19 protein-coding genes are annotated in these 19,160 nt (G+C 65.7%); 1 reads left to right on the forward strand and 18 read right to left on the reverse strand.

The genetic code is table 11. The annotated features are described in order from the left end of the window. Window positions 1-8 precede the first annotated feature (8 nt). The 9 genes from gmk to pyrR all read right to left on the reverse strand — a co-directional run bounded on the left by gmk (window position 9) and on the right by pyrR (window position 9,993). Window positions 9-605: a guanylate kinase gene (gene gmk, locus AC5RUQ_RS16590; RefSeq protein WP_430226332.1), complete on the reverse strand. Its 597-nt coding sequence runs from the start codon at window positions 603-605 to the stop codon at window positions 9-11. Window positions 606-650: 45 nt separating this feature from the next. Beyond that, window positions 651-968 carry an integration host factor, actinobacterial type gene (gene mihF, locus AC5RUQ_RS16595; RefSeq protein ID WP_493948419.1) on the reverse strand — a complete coding sequence of 106 codons (318 nt, stop codon included), beginning with the start codon at window positions 966-968 and terminating at the stop codon, window positions 651-653. A 111-nt stretch (window positions 969-1,079) separates the two neighbouring features. After that, window positions 1,080-1,949 (reverse strand): orotidine-5'-phosphate decarboxylase, encoded by an 870-nt coding sequence (gene pyrF / locus AC5RUQ_RS16600; RefSeq protein ID WP_493948420.1) that lies wholly within the window; start codon window positions 1,947-1,949, stop codon window positions 1,080-1,082. Further along, window positions 1,942-5,256, reverse strand: coding sequence for a carbamoyl-phosphate synthase large subunit (gene carB / locus AC5RUQ_RS16605; protein WP_493948421.1), 3,315 nt, complete (start codon window positions 5,254-5,256; stop codon window positions 1,942-1,944). Before carB ends, pyrF begins: the two co-directional genes overlap by 8 nt. Next, on the reverse strand, window positions 5,256-6,548 hold the full coding sequence (carA, locus tag AC5RUQ_RS16610) for a glutamine-hydrolyzing carbamoyl-phosphate synthase small subunit (protein WP_493948422.1): 1,293 nt from the start codon (window positions 6,546-6,548) through the stop codon (window positions 5,256-5,258). The genes carB and carA overlap by 1 nt, the downstream gene beginning before the upstream one ends. After that, on the reverse strand, window positions 6,529-7,050 hold the full coding sequence (locus AC5RUQ_RS16615) for a PH-like domain-containing protein (protein ID WP_493948423.1): 522 nt from the start codon (window positions 7,048-7,050) through the stop codon (window positions 6,529-6,531). The genes carA and AC5RUQ_RS16615 overlap by 20 nt, the downstream gene beginning before the upstream one ends. Further along, window positions 7,050-8,384, reverse strand: coding sequence for a dihydroorotase (locus tag AC5RUQ_RS16620; RefSeq protein WP_493948424.1), 1,335 nt, complete (start codon window positions 8,382-8,384; stop codon window positions 7,050-7,052). Before AC5RUQ_RS16620 ends, AC5RUQ_RS16615 begins: the two co-directional genes overlap by 1 nt. Then, complete coding sequence (locus AC5RUQ_RS16625) at window positions 8,384-9,409, reverse strand: aspartate carbamoyltransferase catalytic subunit (protein ID WP_430226338.1); 1,026 nt, start codon at window positions 9,407-9,409, stop codon at window positions 8,384-8,386. Before AC5RUQ_RS16625 ends, AC5RUQ_RS16620 begins: the two co-directional genes overlap by 1 nt. Beyond that, on the reverse strand, window positions 9,406-9,993 hold the full coding sequence (pyrR, locus tag AC5RUQ_RS16630) for a bifunctional pyr operon transcriptional regulator/uracil phosphoribosyltransferase PyrR (RefSeq protein ID WP_104044538.1): 588 nt from the start codon (window positions 9,991-9,993) through the stop codon (window positions 9,406-9,408). The genes AC5RUQ_RS16625 and pyrR overlap by 4 nt, the downstream gene beginning before the upstream one ends. Before the next feature lie 180 nt (window positions 9,994-10,173). Here pyrR and AC5RUQ_RS16635 point away from each other — a divergent pair, with 180 nt between their 5' ends. Then, entirely contained in the window at window positions 10,174-11,454 is a 1,281-nt protein-coding gene (locus AC5RUQ_RS16635) for a PrsW family intramembrane metalloprotease (RefSeq protein WP_493948425.1), read from the forward strand. Window positions 11,455-11,554: 100 nt separating this feature from the next. Here the strand turns inward: AC5RUQ_RS16635 and nusB are convergent, their stop codons facing one another. From nusB to ruvX, 9 genes are all read right to left on the reverse strand, one after another. Next, window positions 11,555-11,965, reverse strand: a complete 411-nt coding sequence (gene nusB, locus AC5RUQ_RS16640) for a transcription antitermination factor NusB (protein ID WP_163163910.1) — start codon at window positions 11,963-11,965, stop codon at window positions 11,555-11,557. Beyond that, window positions 11,965-12,528 carry an elongation factor P gene (efp, locus tag AC5RUQ_RS16645; RefSeq protein WP_050054941.1) on the reverse strand — a complete coding sequence of 188 codons (564 nt, stop codon included), beginning with the start codon at window positions 12,526-12,528 and terminating at the stop codon, window positions 11,965-11,967. Before efp ends, nusB begins: the two co-directional genes overlap by 1 nt. A 172-nt stretch (window positions 12,529-12,700) precedes the next feature. Next, window positions 12,701-13,219, reverse strand: a complete 519-nt coding sequence (locus AC5RUQ_RS16650; RefSeq protein ID WP_493948426.1) for a tetratricopeptide repeat protein — start codon at window positions 13,217-13,219, stop codon at window positions 12,701-12,703. After that, a complete protein-coding gene (gene aroB, locus AC5RUQ_RS16655) occupies window positions 13,219-14,310 on the reverse strand; it encodes a 3-dehydroquinate synthase (RefSeq protein ID WP_493948427.1) in 1,092 nt (363 codons plus the stop codon). The genes AC5RUQ_RS16650 and aroB overlap by 1 nt, the downstream gene beginning before the upstream one ends. After that, a complete protein-coding gene (locus AC5RUQ_RS16660) occupies window positions 14,307-14,816 on the reverse strand; it encodes a shikimate kinase (RefSeq protein ID WP_493948452.1) in 510 nt (169 codons plus the stop codon). Before AC5RUQ_RS16660 ends, aroB begins: the two co-directional genes overlap by 4 nt. Before the next feature lie 57 nt (window positions 14,817-14,873). Continuing rightward, entirely contained in the window at window positions 14,874-16,073 is a 1,200-nt protein-coding gene (aroC, locus tag AC5RUQ_RS16665; RefSeq protein WP_256249708.1) for a chorismate synthase, read from the reverse strand. Between the two features lie 26 nt (window positions 16,074-16,099). After that, a complete protein-coding gene (locus AC5RUQ_RS16670; RefSeq protein WP_493948428.1) occupies window positions 16,100-16,960 on the reverse strand; it encodes a shikimate dehydrogenase in 861 nt (286 codons plus the stop codon). Next, on the reverse strand, window positions 16,957-18,564 hold the full coding sequence (gene mltG / locus AC5RUQ_RS16675) for an endolytic transglycosylase MltG (protein WP_493948429.1): 1,608 nt from the start codon (window positions 18,562-18,564) through the stop codon (window positions 16,957-16,959). The genes AC5RUQ_RS16670 and mltG overlap by 4 nt, the downstream gene beginning before the upstream one ends. Then, on the reverse strand, window positions 18,561-19,154 hold the full coding sequence (gene ruvX / locus AC5RUQ_RS16680) for a Holliday junction resolvase RuvX (RefSeq protein WP_493948430.1): 594 nt from the start codon (window positions 19,152-19,154) through the stop codon (window positions 18,561-18,563). Before ruvX ends, mltG begins: the two co-directional genes overlap by 4 nt. Window positions 19,155-19,160 lie beyond the last annotated feature (6 nt).

A 19,160-nucleotide genomic window follows, 5' to 3' on the forward strand; every position in this document is an offset into this window, starting at 1 on the left:
CCAAATTTCTAGCGGGCTGACCGTTCCGGCGTTCCGTGCGGATGCGGGGTCAGCCCCATGAGTGAAACAAGCTCGTCCGCTGCCCGGCGAACGTCGTCGTTAATGACGGTGTAGTCGAACTCCGGTTCAGCAGCAAGCTCCAGTTTAGCGGTTTCCAGCCGGCGCTGCTGTTCCTCAGGTGTTTCCGTGCCGCGGCCCACCAGCCGGCGGACCATTTCGTCCCAGCTCGGCGGCGCGAGGAAGACGAACTGAGCGTCCGGAACGGCTGCCTTGACCTGGCGCGCGCCCTGCAGGTCAATCTCCAGCAGCACCGACCGGCCCTCGGCGATCGCCTGATTCACGGTGCTCTTGAGAGTCCCGTAGGTGTTTTGGCCGTGCACTACCGCCCACTCGAGGAATTCTCCCTCGGCAACGAGCCGCTCGAATTCCTCCTTGGCCTTGAAGAAGTAATGGACTCCGTCAACTTCACCTGGCCGCGGGGCGCGGGTGGTGGCTGATACGGAGAGCCAGACCTCGGGGTAGTTGTCCCGGATGTAGGTGGACACGGTGCCTTTGCCAACAGCCGTCGGACCAGCGAGGACTGTCAGTCCAGGTTTTTTGCTCACGTATTCCTTTATGCCGGAGTTCGGGGAAAGCGGGAAGTACCCGCTCTAGTTCTCGTCTATAAAATCTACCAGCGCCCGGCGCTGGTGGACGCCCAGGCCGCGGAGCCGGCGGGAGGCCGCGATACCCAGCTGCTTCATGATGGCGGCGGCCCGGACTTTTCCTACACCGGGCAGTGCCTCCAGCAGTTCCGAAACCTTCATCCGGGCCATCGCTTCGTCCTCCAGCGCGGAATTGATGATGTCCGCTGCGGAGCTTGCACCGTTCTTGAGGTTTTCCTTGGCCGCGGCCCGGGTTGCCCTGGCTGCCGCCGCTTTGTTCAAGGCATCAGTTCGTTCGGATGCGGATAAGGGTCGCAGCACCATGGTGGACACCCCCGGATCTGGGTGGATACGTCCAAGGGCGGCCGCCCTTGGACATGTCCTGAAACTACCCTTTGGTGCTGCCCGAATCAATGCATCGGGGGAAACGGGCAGCTATTCGCCCCGCAGCCCGTCAAGCGTCAGCTGGGCAGCCTCCTGCAATGCGCGCAGCTGCGGTCCGGCCGAAAGAATGTCCCGGCTGGAAGTTCCCAGCACCTGCGGGTGGGCACTGCCGAAGGTGGCACGGAGGTCGGCCGGAGTGGCACCCTGCGCTCCCAAGCCCGGCGCCAGGATGGGCCCGCGCATGCCGGCGAGGTCCACATCAAGATCCGAAAGGGCAGAACCAACGGTTGCACCGACTACCAGGCCGACCGAACCGAGCTCCCCCGGGTAGCGGCGGTTTTCCCCGCCGGCCGCCAAGGCAATCCTTCGTGCCACGGAGTCCGCTCCCCCAACATGCTGGACCGAGGCTCCTTCGGGGTTGGACGTCAGGGCGAGGACAAACACTCCACGCCCCGTGTCGGCCGCGAGATCGAGGGCCGGACGCAACGACTCGAACCCAAGGTAGGGGCTGAGCGTCACCGAGTCTGCGGCCAGCGGGGAACCGTCACGGAGCCACGCGTCTGCGTAGGCCGCCATGGTGGATCCGATGTCCCCGCGTTTTGCATCGGCAATGGTGAGTACAGCCTCGTCCCGGGCAACTGCAAGGATTTCCTCCAGTACAGCCATCCCCGCGGAACCGTGGCGCTCGTAGAGCGCCACTTGCGGCTTTACGGCGGCAGCGAGGGAAGCGACGGCCTCCAGGACCGTCAGGGAAAACGAGCGGAGGCCGTCGACGTCGTCCTTCAGCCCCCAGCCGGCCAGCAGGGATGGGTGGGGGTCGATCCCAACACACAACGGACCGCGGGCGGCCATGGCCGCACCGAGCCGGGAACCGAAGGGCTCCCGGCCCTGCACTTCAGCGGATGCTGCCTGCTCAGGCATGCTGCAGGGCCGCCTTCTGGGACTCTGCGAGGGCAGCGGCGTGCTCCTGCAGGCTGGTGACCGACCATTCGTAGGTGCGCATCGCTTCGATGGCCTGGACGGCCGCATTGAACTCGGCCACCGTTGTGATGCAGGGGATGCCGATGGACGTGGCGGCTGCACGGAGTTCGTAGCCGTCGCTGCGGGCTTCACCGCCGGAGGGGGTGTTGAAGACCATATCGATCTCGCCCGCGATGACGAGGTCGGCGATGGTGCCTTCGCCTTCGGCGCTGCTGCCTTCTGCCACCTTTCGGACCGGCGTGGCCTGGATGCCGTTGCGGCGCAGGACATCGGCGGTGCCGCCGGTGGAGACGATCTCGAAACCGAGGTCGGAGAGCCGCTTGACACCCATGATCACCGAGCGCTTGTCGCGGTTTGCCACCGAGACGAAGATCTTGCCTTCGGTGGGCAAGGCGTTGTTGGCAGCTGCCTGGCTCTTGGCGAAAGCGGTATCGAAGTGCTTGTCGATGCCCATCACCTCGCCGGTGGAGCGCATTTCGGGTCCGAGCAGGGAGTCAACCACCTTGCCCTCAAGGGTGCGGAAGCGGCTGAACGGCAGGACTGCCTCCTTGACGGACACCGGGGCGTCCAGGGGCAGGGTGGAGCCGTCGCCGACCTCGGGCAGCATCTTGTAGGCGCTGCGGAGCTGGCCTATGGTGACACCGGTCCCGATCAGGGCGGCGGCCTTGGCCATCTGCACGCCGGTGGCCTTGGACACAAACGGCACCGTCCGGGAGGCCCGCGGGTTGGCTTCGAGGACATACAGGACGTCCGAGGCCAGGGCGAACTGGATGTTGATGAGGCCGCGCACGCCCACGCCTTCGGCGATGGCCCGGGTTGCGGTGCGGACGCGCTCCAGGACGTTGGTGCCCAGGGTGATGGGCGGCAGGACGCAGGCGGAGTCACCGGAGTGGATGCCGGCTTCCTCGATGTGCTCCATGATGCCGCCCAGGTACATGTCCGTACCGTCGAAGAGGGCGTCGACGTCGATTTCGACGGCGTCCTCCAGGAAGCGGTCAATCAGCACCGGGTGGTCCGGGGTAATTTCCGTGGCGTTGGCGATGTAGCGGGACAGGTTGGGCTCGTCGTAGACGATCTCCATGCCGCGGCCGCCCAGGACATAGGACGGGCGGACCAGCACCGGGTAGCCGATCTCGTCAGCGATCTTCTTGGCGTCCTCAAAGGACACTGCGGTGCCGTTCTTCGGGGAGATCAGGCCGGCCTTGTCCAGGACCCGCGAAAACGCCCCGCGGTGCTCGGCGAGGTCGATGGCTTCCGGGGAGGTGCCGAGGATGGGCACGCCGGCATCAGCGAGCTGCTGGGCCAGCTTGAGCGGGGTCTGGCCGCCGAGCTGGACGAAGACGCCCATCACGCCGCCCGTACGTTCCTCCGCCGCGATAACCTCCAGCACGTCCTCAAGCGTCAGGGGCTCGAAGTACAGACGGGTGGAGATGTCGTAGTCCGTGGAGACGGTTTCCGGGTTGCAGTTGACCATCACGGTCTCGTAGCCGGCCTTGCGCAGTGCCATCGAGGCATGGACGCAGGAGTAATCGAACTCGATGCCCTGGCCGATGCGGTTGGGCCCGGAACCGAGGATCAGGATGGACGGCTTGGAGTGCAGCGCAACCTCGTCCTCCTCGTCATAGGCCGAGTAGTGGTACGGGGTGTAGGCCGCGAACTCCGCGGCGCAGGTGTCCACGGTCTTGTAGACGGGACGGACGCCCAGTGCCTGGCGGACGCCGCGGACCACAGCCTCGGAATTGTGGGTGAGGGCGCCGATCTGCTCGTCGGAGAAGCCGTGGCGCTTGGCGCGCTTCAGCATGTCGGCCGTGAGTGCGCCGGCCTGGCGGATCTCGCGGGAGATCTCGTTGAGCAGCTGGAGCTGGTCCAGGAACCAGGGGTCGATCTTGGTTGCCTCGAAAAGGTCCTCCACGCTGGCTCCGCCCAGGAGGGCGCGCTGGACCTGGTGAAGCCGTTCCGTCGTCGGGCGCTTTGCCTTTTCGATGAGCTCAGCCACTTCCCATTCGGGAACGGAGCTGAAGTCCAGCTGGGAGCCCTTCTGCTCCAGCGACCGCAGCGCCTTCTGCAGGGCCTCGGTGAAGTTGCGGCCCATGGCCATGGCCTCGCCCACCGACTTCATGGTGGTGGTGAGGGTGTTGTCCGCGGCCGGGAACTTCTCGAACGCGAAGCGCGGTACCTTCACCACAACGTAGTCGAGGGTGGGCTCGAAGGACGCCGGGGTCTTCTGGGTGATGTCGTTCGGGATCTCGTCCAGCGTGTAGCCCAGGGAGAGCTTGGTGGCGATCTTGGCGATGGCGAAGCCGGTTGCCTTGGACGCCAGGGCCGAGGAACGGGACACGCGCGGGTTCATCTCGATGACCACCACGCGGCCGGTGGCGGGGTCGATGGCGAACTGGATGTTGCAGCCGCCGGTGTCCACGCCCACTTCACGGATCACGGCGATGGAGATGTCGCGCAGCCGCTGGTATTCCCGGTCCGTGAGGGTAAGGGCGGGAGCCACGGTGATGGAGTCGCCGGTGTGGACGCCTACGGGATCGAAGTTCTCGATGGAGCAGACCACCACGACGTTGTCGTTTTTGTCCCGCATCATCTCGAGCTCGTATTCCTTCCAGCCGAGGATGCTCTCTTCAAGCAGCACCTCGGACGTGGGGCTGTACTGCAGGCCCTGGCCCACGATGCGGCGGAGGTCGTCCTCGTTGTAGGCGAGGCCCGAGCCGAGTCCGCCCATGGTGAAGGACGGGCGGACCACCATGGGGTACCCGAGGTCATCGGCAGCCTTCAAAGCCTCGTCCATGCTGTGGATGATGTGGCTGCGGGCGGACTCTGCACCGCAGCGCTCCACCACGCCCTTGAACTTTTCGCGGTCCTCGCCGAGTTCGATGGCGGCGATATTGGCACCGATCAGCTCCACGTTGTACTTCTCGAGCACACCGTTCTTGTCCAGGGCGATGGCCGTGTTGAGCGCTGTCTGGCCGCCCAGGGTGGGCAACACGGCGTCCGGGCGTTCCTTGGCGATGATCTTCTCCACCACCTCGGGGGTGATGGGTTCGATGTAGGTGGCGTCGGCAAACTCCGGGTCGGTCATGATGGTGGCCGGGTTGGAGTTGACCAGGATGACCCGCAGGCCCTCCTCCTTGAGGACGCGCAGCGCCTGCGTGCCGGAGTAGTCGAATTCGGCAGCCTGGCCGATGACGATCGGGCCGGAACCAATGACGAGGACGCTTTTGAGATCTGTACGTTTCGGCATTACTTCTTGTCCTCAGTCTTGTTGTCGTTTTTGTGTTCCGCGCCGGCGGAGTGGGCAGAGTCCACGGGATCCTTGGACAGGTTGGCGGTCCTGCCGTCCCGGGTGCCCTCCATCAATTCAATGAAGCGGTCAAAGAGGTAGGCGGCGTCGTGCGGTCCGGCCGCTGCCTCGGGGTGGTACTGCACGGAGAAGGCGGGGATGTCCAGGCAGGCAAGGCCTTCCACGACGTCGTCGTTCAGGCTGACGTGGCTGACCTCCACGCGCCCGTAGCGTGCCTCGGGAGCCTGCGTGGCGCCGTCGAGCGGAGCATCTACGGCAAAGCCGTGGTTCTGGGAGGTGATCTCAACCTTGCCCGTGCGGCGGTCCATCACGGGCTGGTTGATGCCGCGGTGGCCGTAGCGCAGCTTGTAGGTGCCGAAGCCCAGGGCACGGCCCAGGATCTGGTTTCCGAAGCAGATGCCGAAGTAGGGCAGTTTTTCGTCCAGGACGGAGCGGAGCAGCTTGACCTGGGCGTCGGCCGTGGCGGGGTCGCCGGGGCCGTTGGACATAAAGAAGCCGTCCGGGTTGACTGCCTTGACGTCTTCCAGGGTGGCGGTGGCGGGGAGGACGTGGACCCGGACGCCGCGCTCTGCGAACCGGACGGGGGTCATGGCCTTGATGCCGAGGTCGACGGCCGCGATGCTGAAGCGGGGGTCGCCGTCCCAGCCGTGGTCCTTGGGTTCCACCACGTAAGCCTCGTCAACGCTGACTTCCTCGGCCAGCCGGGCGCCTTCCATCGGCGCGCTGGCGAGCACGGCGTCGACCAGTTCCTTGTCCGTGGCCTGCGCGGCTTCGCCGGAGAAGATGCCGGCTCGCATGGTTTTGTGCTCGCGCAGGTGGCGGGTGATGGCGCGCGTGTCCACACCCTGGATGCCGACAATGCCCTGGTCCACCAGCTCCTCGTCCAGCGAACGCTCCGAGCGCCAGTTCGAGGGGCGGCGGGCGGCGTCGCGGACGATGTAGCCGGCCACCCAGATGCGGCGGGACTCGGCGTCGTCGTTGTTCACACCGGTGTTCCCGATGTGGGGGGCGGTCTGGACCACGAGCTGTCGGGCGTAGGAGGGGTCCGTGATGGTCTCCTGGTAGCCGGTCATGCCGGTGGCGAAGACTGCCTCGCCCAGGGCGGTTCCGGTGGCGCCGTAGCTTCGTCCGCGGAAGATGCGGCCGTCCTCGAGCACCAGCGCAGCTGGAGCGGAAACTGGGGCCGATACTGCTGTGTTTGTTGTCACTGTCTTACTTTCCACTATTGGCATCAGCCGCTGGGGCCGAAGAAATCAATTCCTGAAGTGCTGCGAAAAGCACGTTCCTGTCCTCTGCGCGGCGGGTGCGGAAGCCGGTGTCCAGCTCGTGGCTGCCGTGCGTCCACGCCAGGACCAGGAGGCCGTCCTTTTCCACGAATTTGCCCGCCATGCCGCTGTCCAGCCGCACCCCGGTGAGGGAAGCCGCGGGAATGTACAGCGCCGGTGCCCCTGCCCGGTCAAAAAGGACGCCGTGCGGGTAAAGCTTAAGCGTGGCGTTCGTCCGGATACCGAGCCCGTGAACTGCGATCCGGTCCAGCCAGTCACCGCCTGTGGTGGACGCGACGTACTGCCCCTCGGCAGTGGTGAGCGGCTCCCCCGGCGCCTCGGGCACCGAAGGCAGCTGTTCGACGTCGGCCTGGCGGCGCAGGCGGTTCCGCCAGCCCAGCCAGATGAGGCTGAAGGCTGCGGCGATAAGGGCCAGCGTGATGACCAGCGAGAGCAGCTGGGTGTCCATCAGGCGGCGCCTACGGAAGCGGCGTGCCGGTACGGGGTGTTGAGGGCGCCGTCCAGGACAGTTGGGTGTCCCTTGAAGAACGTGGCAACAACCTTGCCTGGCAGTTCCATGCCCTTGAACGGCGAGTTCCGGCCCATGGTGGCCATCAGGGAAGGTTCAACCGTCCAGCGCGCGCTGGGGTCCACCAGGATGACGTTGGCGGGTTCACCTGCTTCCAGCGGGCGGCCCTGGTCCTCCAGGCGGCCGATCTTGGCGGCAGCGGCGGAGGTCACCCGGGCAAAGTCTGCCCAGGTCATCAGACCGGTTTCGATCATGGTGTGCTGCACCACGGAGAGTGCCGTCTCCAGCCCGGTCATGCCCATGGCGGCCTGCGCCCACTCGCACTCCTTGTGCTCGCTGGGGTGCGGGGCATGGTCGGTGCCGACGACATCGATGGTCCCGTCCGCGAGGCCGGCGCGCAGGGCCTGGACGTCGGCGTCGGTACGCAGTGGCGGGTTGACCTTGTAGACGGGATCGTAGCTGCGAACCAGGTCATCGGTCAGCAGCAGGTGGTGCGGGGTGACCTCTGCCGTGACATTGATGCCGCGTTCCTTGGCCCAGCGGATGATTTCCACCGAACCGGCCGTGGAGACGTGGCATACGTGGAGCCGGGAGCCAACGTGCTGGGCCAGCAGGACGTCCCGCGCGATGATGCTTTCCTCCGCCACTGCCGGCCATCCGGCAAGTCCCAGCACCGCTGACACTTCGCCCTCGTTCATCTGGGCGCCGGCGGTAAGCCGCGGCTCCTGCGCGTGCTGGGCCACCACGCCGTCGAACGCCTTGACGTACTCCAGCGCCCTGCGCATGAGGACCGGGTCGTGGACGCAGATGCCGTCGTCCGAGAACATGCGGACGCGGGCACGGGAATCGGCCATGGCGCCGAGCTCGGCGAGCTGCTCACCGGCGAGCCCCACTGTCACGGCGCCGACGGGGCGCACGTCCACCCAGCCGGCCTTTTGACCCAGGCTGTACACCTGCTCCACCACGCCGGCGGTGTCAGCGACGGGAGTGCTGTTGGCCATGGCGTGCACGGCGGTGTAGCCGCCCAGGGCAGCGGCGCGGGTTCCGGTCTCCACGGTCTCGGCGTCCTCGCGGCCCGGCTCTCGGAGGTGGGTGTGGACGTCCACCATGCCCGGCAGCGCGACCAAACCGGCGGCGTCGATGACGGCGGCATCAGTGGCCGACAAGCCGGTTCCGGTTTCGGCGATGAGGCCGTCACGGATCAGGAGGTCCCCCTGCGCTGCACCCAGGATTGAGGCCCCGCGGATCAGATAGGTTCCGGTGTTGCCTGCCATCAGTTGCTCTCCTTGGTGGAATGGGTGCCGGTATACGCCAGGGCGGGGGTGGCGGCTGGTTCCCGGGTGTCCCCGGAGAGCAGCAGGTAAAGGGCGGCCATGCGCACGGACACGCCGTTGCGGACCTGGGCCAGGACGGTGGAGCGGGGGGAATCGGCGGCGGCTGCGGAGATTTCCAGGCCCCGGTTCATGGGTCCGGGGTGCATGATGATGGTGTCTTTCATACCCAGTGCGTCCAGCGCCCGCAGCCGGTTGTCGTCAAAGCCCCACCGCCGCGAGTATTCGCGGGTGCTGGGGAAGAAGGATGCGTTCATGCGTTCGCCCTGGACGCGGAGCATCATCACGGCGTCAACGCCCTGCTCGATGGTTTCATCCATGTTGTAGCTGACCTTGCAGGGCCACTTTTCGACGCCGATGGGCAGCAGCGTGGGCGGCGCCACCAGGGTGACCTCGGCGCCGAGGGTGCGCAGGAGCCAGACGTTGGAGCGGGCCACGCGGGAGTGCAGGACGTCGCCGGCGATGGCCACCCGCATGCCCTTCAGGTCGGCACCTTCGGAGCCGGTCCCGGCCAGGCGGGCCCAGTGCCGGCGCATGGTGAATGCATCCAGCAGGGCCTGGGTGGGATGTTCGTGGGTGCCGTCGCCGGCGTTGATGACGGCGGCGTCGATCCAGTCGGTGGCAGCCAGCCGGTGCGGGGCACCCGAGGCCCAGTGCCGGATGACGACGGCGTCAGCCCCCATGGCGGAAAGCGTTTGGGCTGTGTCCTTGAGGGACTCCCCCTTGGACACCGAGGAGCCCTTGGCGGCAAAGTTGATGACGTCTGCCGAGAGGCGCTTGGCGGCGGCTTCGAAGGAGATGCGGGTGCGGGTGGAGTCCTCGAAAAAGAGGTTCACCACGGTGCGGCCGCGAAGAGCGGGCAGCTTCTTGACCTCGCGGTCACCTACGGCAGCCATTTCCTCGGCGGTGTCGAGAATGCGGATGGCGTTGGCAAGGCTGAGGTTTTCGGTGGAAAGCAGGTGCTTCACGAGCGGCCCTCAATCACTACTTCGTTGACCGGTGTACCGCCTGGGGCGGTATCGGTTTCCTCGAGCCGGACCCGGACTTTCTCCGCGGATGACGTGGGCAGGTTCTTGCCAACATGGTCTGCACGGATGGGCAGTTCCCGGTGGCCGCGGTCGATCAGTACGGCGAGCCGGACGATGCGGGGCCGGCCCAGGTCCACGAGGGCGTCAAGGGCGGCACGGATAGTGCGGCCCGAGTACAGGACGTCGTCAATGAGGACAACCACCTTGTTGTCGATGCCTGTACGCGGGAGCTTGGTGGGGTACGGCGGGCGCGTGCCCTGGTGGGACAGGTCGTCGCGGAACATCGTGACGTCCAACTGGCCAACAATCGCGGCGGCGTCCACGCTGGGATCAGCGGCGGCGATTTTTTCCGCAAGCCTCGCAGCCAGCGGGTAACCGCGGCGGGGAATGCCGAGCAGGACGAGGTCCTGGGAACCTTTATTGGCCTCGAGGATCTCATGGGCGATACGAGTGAGGGCCCGGTCGATGTCCGCCTGGCTAAGGACTACCCTGGCTGGAACCGGTGCGCTGGTGACAGAAGTCAACGCTCGTCTCCCCTTTCCCCGCCTCACAGGACGGAATTAAAAAAGGATCATGTGCGTTCCAAAATTACCACATGGGCCTGGCTGGACCGGTGCCCGGACAGAGCGGTGATGGTCACACACTCGCGGCCACAGTGCCGGAGGTCCTTGGACGCATGGCGTAAGCCACCTAGGCTTTCGGGTATGTCGACGCATCCCCGCTTCCCGGCGTCCGAGCCACCCGAAGATCCCTTCCGGGCGGCACGTGCTCCGCTCCCGCACGAAGCCAACCCGAGCTGGATGGGGCAGGTGCAGCCCGAGAACTACCGGCCGGCGCCGGGGCATCAGGGCCGGCCCGTGGATACAGTGGTGCCGCCGCAGGTCCAGGGAACGGTAGTTCATGCCGGCCGGACCCGCAGCGGCGGGTTGCTCGGGCTGACCATCGGGGGCAGTGCCCTTGCTTTCCTCAGCCTCTTCCTGGTGGTGCCGTTCCTGCTCTCGAACACTGGACCGGCCGGCTTCCTCGTGGGTTTCGTGGCCTCGCTCATTCCCCTGTCGGTGGTGCTCCTGGCCGTGTATGTCATCGACAAGTGGGAACCTGAGCCCAAGCGGCTCCTGTACTTCGCCTTCACCTGGGGCGCTGCGGTTTCCATCGCAGTCACCCTGCTCATCCAGCCGTTTTTTGTGCTGGGCTTCCAGTTGTCTGACGGAGCGGACCTGCAGACCTACATGGCTACAGTGCAGGCGCCCATTGTGGAAGAGTTCGCCAAGTCCTTGGGACTGCTGCTTCTGCTCCTGCTGGCCAGGAAACACTTCGACGGACCTGTGGACGGAGTGGTTTTCGCCTTCACTATCGCAGGCGGCTTCGCCTTCACCGAGAACATCCTGTATTTCGGCCGGGCAATTGCGGAATCGGCGGACCCGGCCAGCAACTTCGCCCAGGTGTTTTTCCTCCGCGGTGTGATGTCCCCCTTTGCCCACGCCATCTTCACCGGCACCACCGGGCTCATCATGGGCTTCGCAGCGCGGCGCTGGCACGCAGGCGCATCGGTTGCCGCCTTCTTCGTGGGTCTGCTGCCGGCCATGTTCCTCCACAACCGCTGGAACAGCATGGGCCAGGGCTTCCTGTTGGACTACATCCTGGTCCAGGTTCCCATCTTCTTCCTTGCCGTGGCGGGCATCATCCTCCTGCGCGTGGCGGAGAAGCGGCTGACGCGCCAACGCCTGCTCGAATACTCCGCCGCCGGCTGGTTTACGCCCGCCGAGGTGGAGCTCCTTGCCACGTTGGGCGGCCGCCGTACGGCCTTGAACTGGGCCGGCAGCTACGGCAGGAGACGGCAGATGAAGGAATTCCTGAAGGCGGCGACCCAGCTGGCCAACACCCGCCAGCGCATCCTCAGCGGCCGCGACGTCCAGCTGCACCAGGCTGAAGAGCGCCACCAGCTCCAGCGCATCCTGGCCCTGCGGGCCGCCGTCGCCCATTGAACGCTGCCGCCACCCCACTTATAAGTCGCTGGCTGGCAGCTTAACCACCAAAGGGCTGGCCTCCACTTTGGTGGAAGCCAGCCCTTTGCGTTCCTGCCGCCTAGGCGAGCAGGGAAGGCTTCAGCTGCTGCAGGCGGCCCAGGAGGCCGTTAATGAACTGCGGCGACTCGTCGGTGGACAGCGTCTTGGCCAGCGCAACCGCTTCGCTCACCGCCACGCCGTCCGGGACGTCGTCGTTGTACAGGAGTTCCCAGGTACCTATCCGGAGGATGATGCGGTCAACAGACGGCATCCGCTCCAGGCTCCAGCCCTGCGAGTACGTCTCGAGGAACTCATCGATGGCTGCCTGCTGTGAAAGCACGCCCTCAACGATTTCCAGGGTGTACGGGTTGACGATCTGGTCAGTCTTCTCCCGGCGCGCCCGGAGCACGTCGAAGGCCGAAACAGAGCGCTGCTCTGCTTCGAAAAGAACGTCCAGGGCCCTGTTTCGGGCTTTACCGCGGGCGCTCACTACTCGGTGACCCGGCCGAGGTAGCTGCCGTCGCGGGTGTCCACCTTGACCTTGGTGTTGTTCTCGATGAACAGCGGAACCTGGATCTCGTAGCCGGTTTCCAGAGTTGCGGGCTTGGTGCCGGCCGAGGAGCGGTCGCCCTGCAGGCCGGGTTCGGTGTAGGTGATCTCGAGGACAACGCTCGGCGGCAGTTCGATGTACAGCGGTGTGCCCTCGTGGATGGCGATGTTGACCATCTGGTTTTCGAGCATGAAGTTGGTGGCGTCGCCTACGGTGGCTCCGGAAACCGTGATCTGGTCGTAGTCGGAGGTGTCCATGAACACGAAGTCCGCGCCATCCTGGTACAGGTACTGGTAGTCGCGGCGGTCCACGGTGGCGGTCTCGATCTTGAGCCCGGCGTTGAACGTCTTGTCCACGACCTTTCCGGACATCACGTTGCGCATCTTGGTACGAACGAAGGCGCCACCCTTGCCCGGCTTGACGTGCTGGAATTCGATGATGTTCCAGAGCTGGCCCTCAAGCTTCAGGACCGTTCCGTTCTTGATGTCGTTAGTGGTTGCCACTGGTTTCCTCTGGTTTCTTTGTCTGGTCGCGTGCTCAGACGTTGTATGCCGGGCAGGCCTGCCAATCGGCTTGCCAGCGCGTGTTTGTCAAAAATCGGGTCTTCGAAAAAATTCAAGAACTATTCTACCGGTAAAACGGCGGGCGCCTTCCGGGCCGCCCCCGCCGGCGGTGTCAGCAGGCCAGGTCCAGGACGTCCCGGGCACGCTGCAGCGCCACAGTGGACGAGTAAATCAGGGCGGCATCTGCGGACCCGGCCACCCGCAGGTCCAGGGCGCGGGCGAAGGATTCAACGGCCGCCGACGTTTGTCCCGCGCTGTACTGGGTCTTGCCCAGGAACTGCAGGACCAGCGCCTCGCGGGGCGTCCCCTGAACCTCGGCGAGCAGCTGCCGGAACAGCTCCACTGCCCGGTCCAGCCGGTTCGAAACCCTCAGCACTTCGGCCTCAAAGGCCCGCAGCCTGAAGGACTCGGGGTCTTTGAAGCGCGCCTCGGCCAGCAGTTCCGCCGCCTCAGCCGCGTGCCCTTCCACCAGCAGGACAAAAATGTGGTCCGCGGGGTCGGTGGACACTGCCAGTGCCTCCCGGCAGGCGTCCTCGTTTACGATCTGTGGCAGCAGTGATTCCGGGTTGATGCGGATGCCCGGGAAGCCTGCCTCCGGCCAGTCCGCTGTTCCCTCCATGTCGCCGAGCATCAGGAAGCAATCTCCTGGTAGGCGGCGAACAGCAGCGAAGTGTCCGGGACGTCAAGGATCCCCGGTTTGGCTATCCCGTCGAGGACGACGAAGCGCAGCAGGTCACCACGGGACTTCTTGTCCCGGCGCATCCCGTCCAGCAGGCCCTGCCACCGGTCCCGGCGGTAGGTGACGGGAAGGCCCAGTGTCTCCAGGATGGTGCGGTGCCGGTCGGCGTCGGCGTCGGTGAGCCTGCCGACGCTGCGGGCGAGTTCGGCAGCGAACATCATGCCCACGGAGACGGCGGCGCCGTGGCGCCAGGAGTAGCGTTCCACCAGCTCGATGGCGTGGCCCAGCGTGTGCCCGTAGTTCAGGATCTCCCGCAGGCCCGACTCCTTGAGGTCCTCGGAGACCACCTTGGCCTTGACGGCGATTGCCCGCTCAATGAGCTCACGGAGGACGGCGGACTGCGGGTCCACTACCGCCTCCGGGTCCTTCTCGATGAGGTCCAGGATGGCGGGATCAGCGATGAAGCCGCACTTGATGACTTCTGCCATTCCGGAGATGATCTCGTTTTTGGGCAGGGTGTTCAGCGTGTCCAGGTCCGCCAGCACGGCCGCCGGGGGGTGGAAAGCGCCCACCAGGTTCTTGCCTTCGGCGGTGTTGATGCCGGTTTTCCCGCCCACTGACGCGTCCACCATGCCGAGCAGGCTGGTGGGCATGTGGATGACCTTGATGCCGCGCAGCCAGGTGGCGGCGACGAAGCCGGCCAGATCCGTAACTGCACCTCCGCCGACGGCGACAATCGCGTCGGAGCGGGTGAAGTCGTTTTGCCCGAGGACCTGCCAGCAGAAGGCGGCCACCTGGATGTGCTTGCCTTCTTCGGCGTCGGGAATCTCCGCCGTCAGGGACGTGAATCCTGCTGCCGCGAGCTCATCGCGGACGGTGTCGCCGGTAAGCCGCAAGGCCCGGGGGTGGATCACCAGGACCCGCCGGACGCGCTCACCGAGCAGGCCGGGAAGGTCCCCCAGCAGTCCCCGCCCCACCACGACGTCGTAGTTGTTAGTGGCGGATTCGCCGGTGACCTTGATAACTGTAGATTCCGCGCTCACTTTTCAACTTCCTGTTTGGCAGCTGCGTAGTCCCGCAGTGCTGCTTCCAGCCGGCGCCCCAGCTCGGCAACCGAGCCGTGGCGCACGTCCAGGGTTATATCTGCCAGCCGCTCGTACACCGGCTTGCGGGTGGCGAACATTGCCGTCCAACGGCCCATCGCATCCCCCGCCAGCAGCGGCCGCCCGGAATTCCGGGCGATGCGGCCGGCAACCGTTGTGGCGTCGCATTCGAGGTACACAACGGTGCAGCGGCCGATCAGCTGCTGGGTTCCGGAATCAAGAACGGCACCGCCGCCAAGGGAGATGATGGTGGGCGTGCCTTCCGCCGCTTCCACGACGTCGGCCACTGTCCGCGCCTCTATCTCCCGGAAGGCGTGCTCGCCGCGTCCGGCGAAAATATCGGAAATGGAGCCATGGGCTGCCACGATGACGGCGTCGGTGTCCACAAACGGGGCACCGAGCTGCTGGGCAAGCTGCTGCCCGATAGCGGATTTGCCAACGGCCATGGGCCCGATGAGGACCACCGGGCGGCCCAGGGACGCGGTTTTGTTGCTGTGGGGCACTTACTGGCCGATCGAGTCCAGGGACGCCGGAATGCTGTCCAGGTAGCCCTTGATGTTGCGTGCGGTTTCCGCCACGGAGTCGCCGCCGAACTTTTCGGTGACCGCTTCAGCCAGGACCAGGGCCACCATGGCTTCCGCCACTACACCCGCGGCCGGGACGGCACAGACGTCGGAGCGCTGGTGGTGTGCCTTGGCGGGTTCTCCGGTGCTGACGTCGATGGTCTTCAGTGCGCGCGGAACCGTAGCGATGGGTTTCATGGCCGCGCGAACGCGCAGCACATCGCCGATGCTCATGCCGCCTTCGATGCCGCCCGCACGGTTGCTGGTGCGGACAATGCGACCGTCGGCGTCCCGGACGATCTCGTCGTGGGCAGCCGAACCGCGGCGTGCGGCGGTCAGGAAGCCATCGCCGACCTCCACACCCTTGATCGCCTGGATGCCCATCAGCGCGGCCGCAAGGCGGGAATCGAGCCTGCGGTCCCAATGCACGTAGCTGCCAAGTCCCGGGGGAAGTCCGTAGGCGAGGACTTCAACGACGCCGCCCAGGGTTTCGCCTTCCTTGTGCGCCGCATCCACCTCGGCCACCATGGCGTCGGACGTTTCCCGGTCGAAGCAGCGCAACGGATCCGCGTCCAGGGCCAACACGTCGGTGGGAACAGGCAGCGGTCGCCCTTCGGGCACGGTGACGGTCGCGATTGAAACGGTGTGGCTGACAAGTTCGATGCCGAGGTGCTTCAGGAACTGCGCTGCCACCGTTCCCATGGCCACACGGGTCGCAGTCTCGCGGGCGCTGGCGCGCTCCAGCACGGGGCGGGCCTCGTCAAAGCCGTACTTCTGCATTCCGGTGAAGTCGGCATGGCCCGGCCGCGGGCGGGTCAGCGGCGCGTTGCGGGCCTGGTCGGCGAGCAGCTCAGCGTCCACCGGATCGGCAGACATGATCTGCTCCCATTTGGGCCATTCAGTATTGCCCACCTGGATGGCGACGGGGCCACCCTGGGTGCGTCCGTGCCGGACTCCGCCGAGGATGGTCACAACGTCCTGTTCGAACTTCATGCGTGCGCCGCGGCCGTAGCCCAGGCGGCGGCGGGCCAGTGAATCGGCGATGTGCCCGCTGGTGATTTCAACACCGGCGGGGACGCCTTCAATAATTCCCATCAGGGCCGGACCATGGGATTCACCGGCAGTCAACCAACGCAACATATTTTCCATCCTGCCACGTATGGCGGTTACAACGCCCGTCGGGGAAGGCCGACTGCGTCACACATCACATCTATGACGGATGCGTTAACTTCCTCTTCGAGGCGGCTGAACAGTCGTACCTGTTCCACCGCTTGGTACAGCAGCATTTCGAGGCCGGGCACCACGGCGCCGCCGCCGGCCTCCCACACGGACGCGATCAGGCTGGGCCAGGGATCGTAGGCCACATCCAGCAAAACGCCGGGCGTGGAGGTCTTCAACGCCGCGACTTCGGCTGCCAGCCCGTCAGCCGCGCGCGGTGGCAGCGTGGAGATGACGACGTCGGCAGCGGCCGTTGGTTTCGCGGCCTCCGTGAGTGGGCGGATCACCAGGGAAAGGCCCAGGCCTTCTGCTGCGGCGCGTACTTCTGCCGTGCGTGCCGGGTCACGGACGAAGATCCGGGCGGAGCCGGCTCCGAGCTCAGACAGGGCTGCAACGGCCGCGGCCGCTGTGCCGCCCCCGCCGAGGATGACGGGGGCCGCAGGCGTGCGGGCGCCGGCGTGCCGGACCGCATTGACGATTCCTGTGACGTCGGTATTGAACCCGACGGCATGGGAACCGTCCCCGTGCTCCTCGAAGCACACGGTGTTCACTACACCGAGGGTCCGGGCCACGCCGCGGACCTCGTCCACCTCGCCGACCATGGCGGTCTTCAAAGGCATGGTGACCGAAAGGCCGCGCCAGCCCGGCTGGTTGCGGATCTGGCGCATCAGCGACGGCAGCAGTTGTTCAGTGACGTCGATGGCCGTGTAGCTGATGCCGATGCCGAGCCGGCTGTACGCCGCATGATGCAGTGCCGGAGACTTCGAATGGCTGATGGGGTGGCCCAGGACGGCTGCCCGCAGGCTCATGTGCAGCGGCCGACGTTCGCCATGCACCAGGCGTTGTACTGCTCAACGTAGCCGTTATGTTCAGCCAGGGTGCGGGAGAACTTCGTTTCCTTGGTGTCCAGGTTGATGGTAACCCAATACAGGAAGTCGTTGGACTTGGGCTTGGCGGCAGCATCAATGGCTGTCTTTCCCGGTGAACCGATCGGCCCCGGGGGCAGGCCCGGATTCGCGTAGGTGTTGTACGGGTTGGACTTGTCCTGGCGCTGTTCTTCCGTGAAGTTGTAACTCTTCGTACCCAGTCCGTACGTGACAGCCGAATCCACCTGCAGGAACCCGTTGGTCTGGTCATTGGGCTTGAGGCGGTTGTAGATGGCCCCGGCTACGTCCCCGTATTCTGCCTGGCCTCCTTCTGCCTGAACGATGCTGGCTACTATGACAGCCTCATACTGCTTGGCAGGATCAGTGATCCCTTGAGCCTCCAGCTCGTCAACGGTGATCTTGACCAGAGATTGGAGGATGTCCTTTGCCGGTGTGCCCAGGGGGTAACGGTGCTCGCCCGGGGCCAGGTACCCTTCCAGGTTCTTGGCCGTTGCGGGCAGGCCGAACTGTGCCGGCTGGTTACTGAGGGCCTGCAGATCCTGGATGGAAATGCCGGAACCTTCCGAGATGGCCTGCAACGACTCACCGATACGCAGGCCGGCGCTCAGGGCGAAGTAGATCACTTTCGCCTGGTCCTTGCCAAGCAGGACGTTGACGGCATCGGAGTTCTTCATCTGCGTCTTGAAGGTGTAGTCCCCCGGCGCCAATACCCCGCCGGAGGCGTTGAATTCCTGGAGGAACGTGTCGGAATTCGCCACGACCTGCTCACCCTCCAATTTGGTGGCTACGGAACGGGTGCCTTCCCCGTTCTCGACCGTCACCATCACCTCACCCGAACCCGGGCCGGGGTAGTCGCTGGGCTTGTCATTGCCCAACAATGGCTTCAAGAACTGGGCGCCGACGGCGACGGCCGTAACGAATACCGCAAGCGTGAGGAACAGCGCCAGCAACCGCCGGCGGCGGCGGACCTTCTTCGATGGCTTAGCCACTACGGGCGCTGCCGCAGCGCCGGGCAGGAACTCGTGATGCCCCGCCTCGTGGTGCGCATCGTCGTACTGCCCGTGGTCATAGTGCCCCTCGTGATGGAGGGCATCGTCGTGCTGCACACCCTCCTGGTAGTGGTGCCCCTCCGCATATTGGGCATCGTCTTCGTAGTGCCCACCTGCTGAATGGTGGTGGCCGGCGAGGGCAGGCTCAGGGTAGGAAGCGTGCACGTCGTGGTAAGGAACATCGCCCTGCGGGGGCTGCGGCTCATCACGAGCGTCCTGGATGGACGGCGGTGCCTGCGGAGCGGCCGGAATCGAGTGTTCTTCAGGGGTCGAAGGAACCGGTGACCCCGCAGCGGCCGGAGGCTCAGAAGGCGGCGGCGGAACCTCGTGCCCCGTTTCGTAGGCCTGCTCGGGCACGGCGCCCTGGAGTCCGGTGTCAGAGGTCTTTTCGCGCGCCCGGAGTTCCTTGCGGGTCAGCGGCCGCGCCGCCCCGGCATCCAAGGGGCCGGAAGCGTCGTCAATATTGGCAGGACTCACTGTTGCCTTCCATCTGAAGATCGGTCCGTGTCAGGAGTGGCGCGGACGGGCTCATCCACCCCGCCGACCCCCGGGTCCACGGAAGGGGAGGGCGCGGTCACGCGTCGACCGACATCCGATCCCCTGGCTTTCTGCATGTCGAGGGCGTGCTGAAGGATACCTGCCGCCGCGACCTGATCAACTACTTTACGGTGATCCCGGCTGCTCATGCCAGCAGCATGGAGGTTGCGGTGCGCTGTAACGCTGCTCAAGCGCTCGTCCACCAGGTTCACCGGCACTGCCAGGGCCCGTGTTGCCAGCTCTGCGGCCAGCAGCTCGGCGTATTCGGTGGCCATCCTGGCCGACGCGTGCTCTTCGCCCTTCATGGTCCGGGGCAGGCCCACGATGACCTGCACGGCGCCAAGTTCCTCGACCAGGTTGGCGATGACCCGGACGTCCGAGTTTTTCTTCGCGTTCCGGTCCAGCGTCTTGTACGGCGTGGCCAGAATTGAGTCGCGGTCGCAGATGGCCACCCCCACCCGGACCGTGCCGACGTCAACCCCCAGTTTGATGCCCTGGGGGCTGCCGCCGGCCGCTGTTGGATTGGTCATAGGAGG

This window comes from Arthrobacter sp. MDT2-3 (assembly GCF_059090465.1).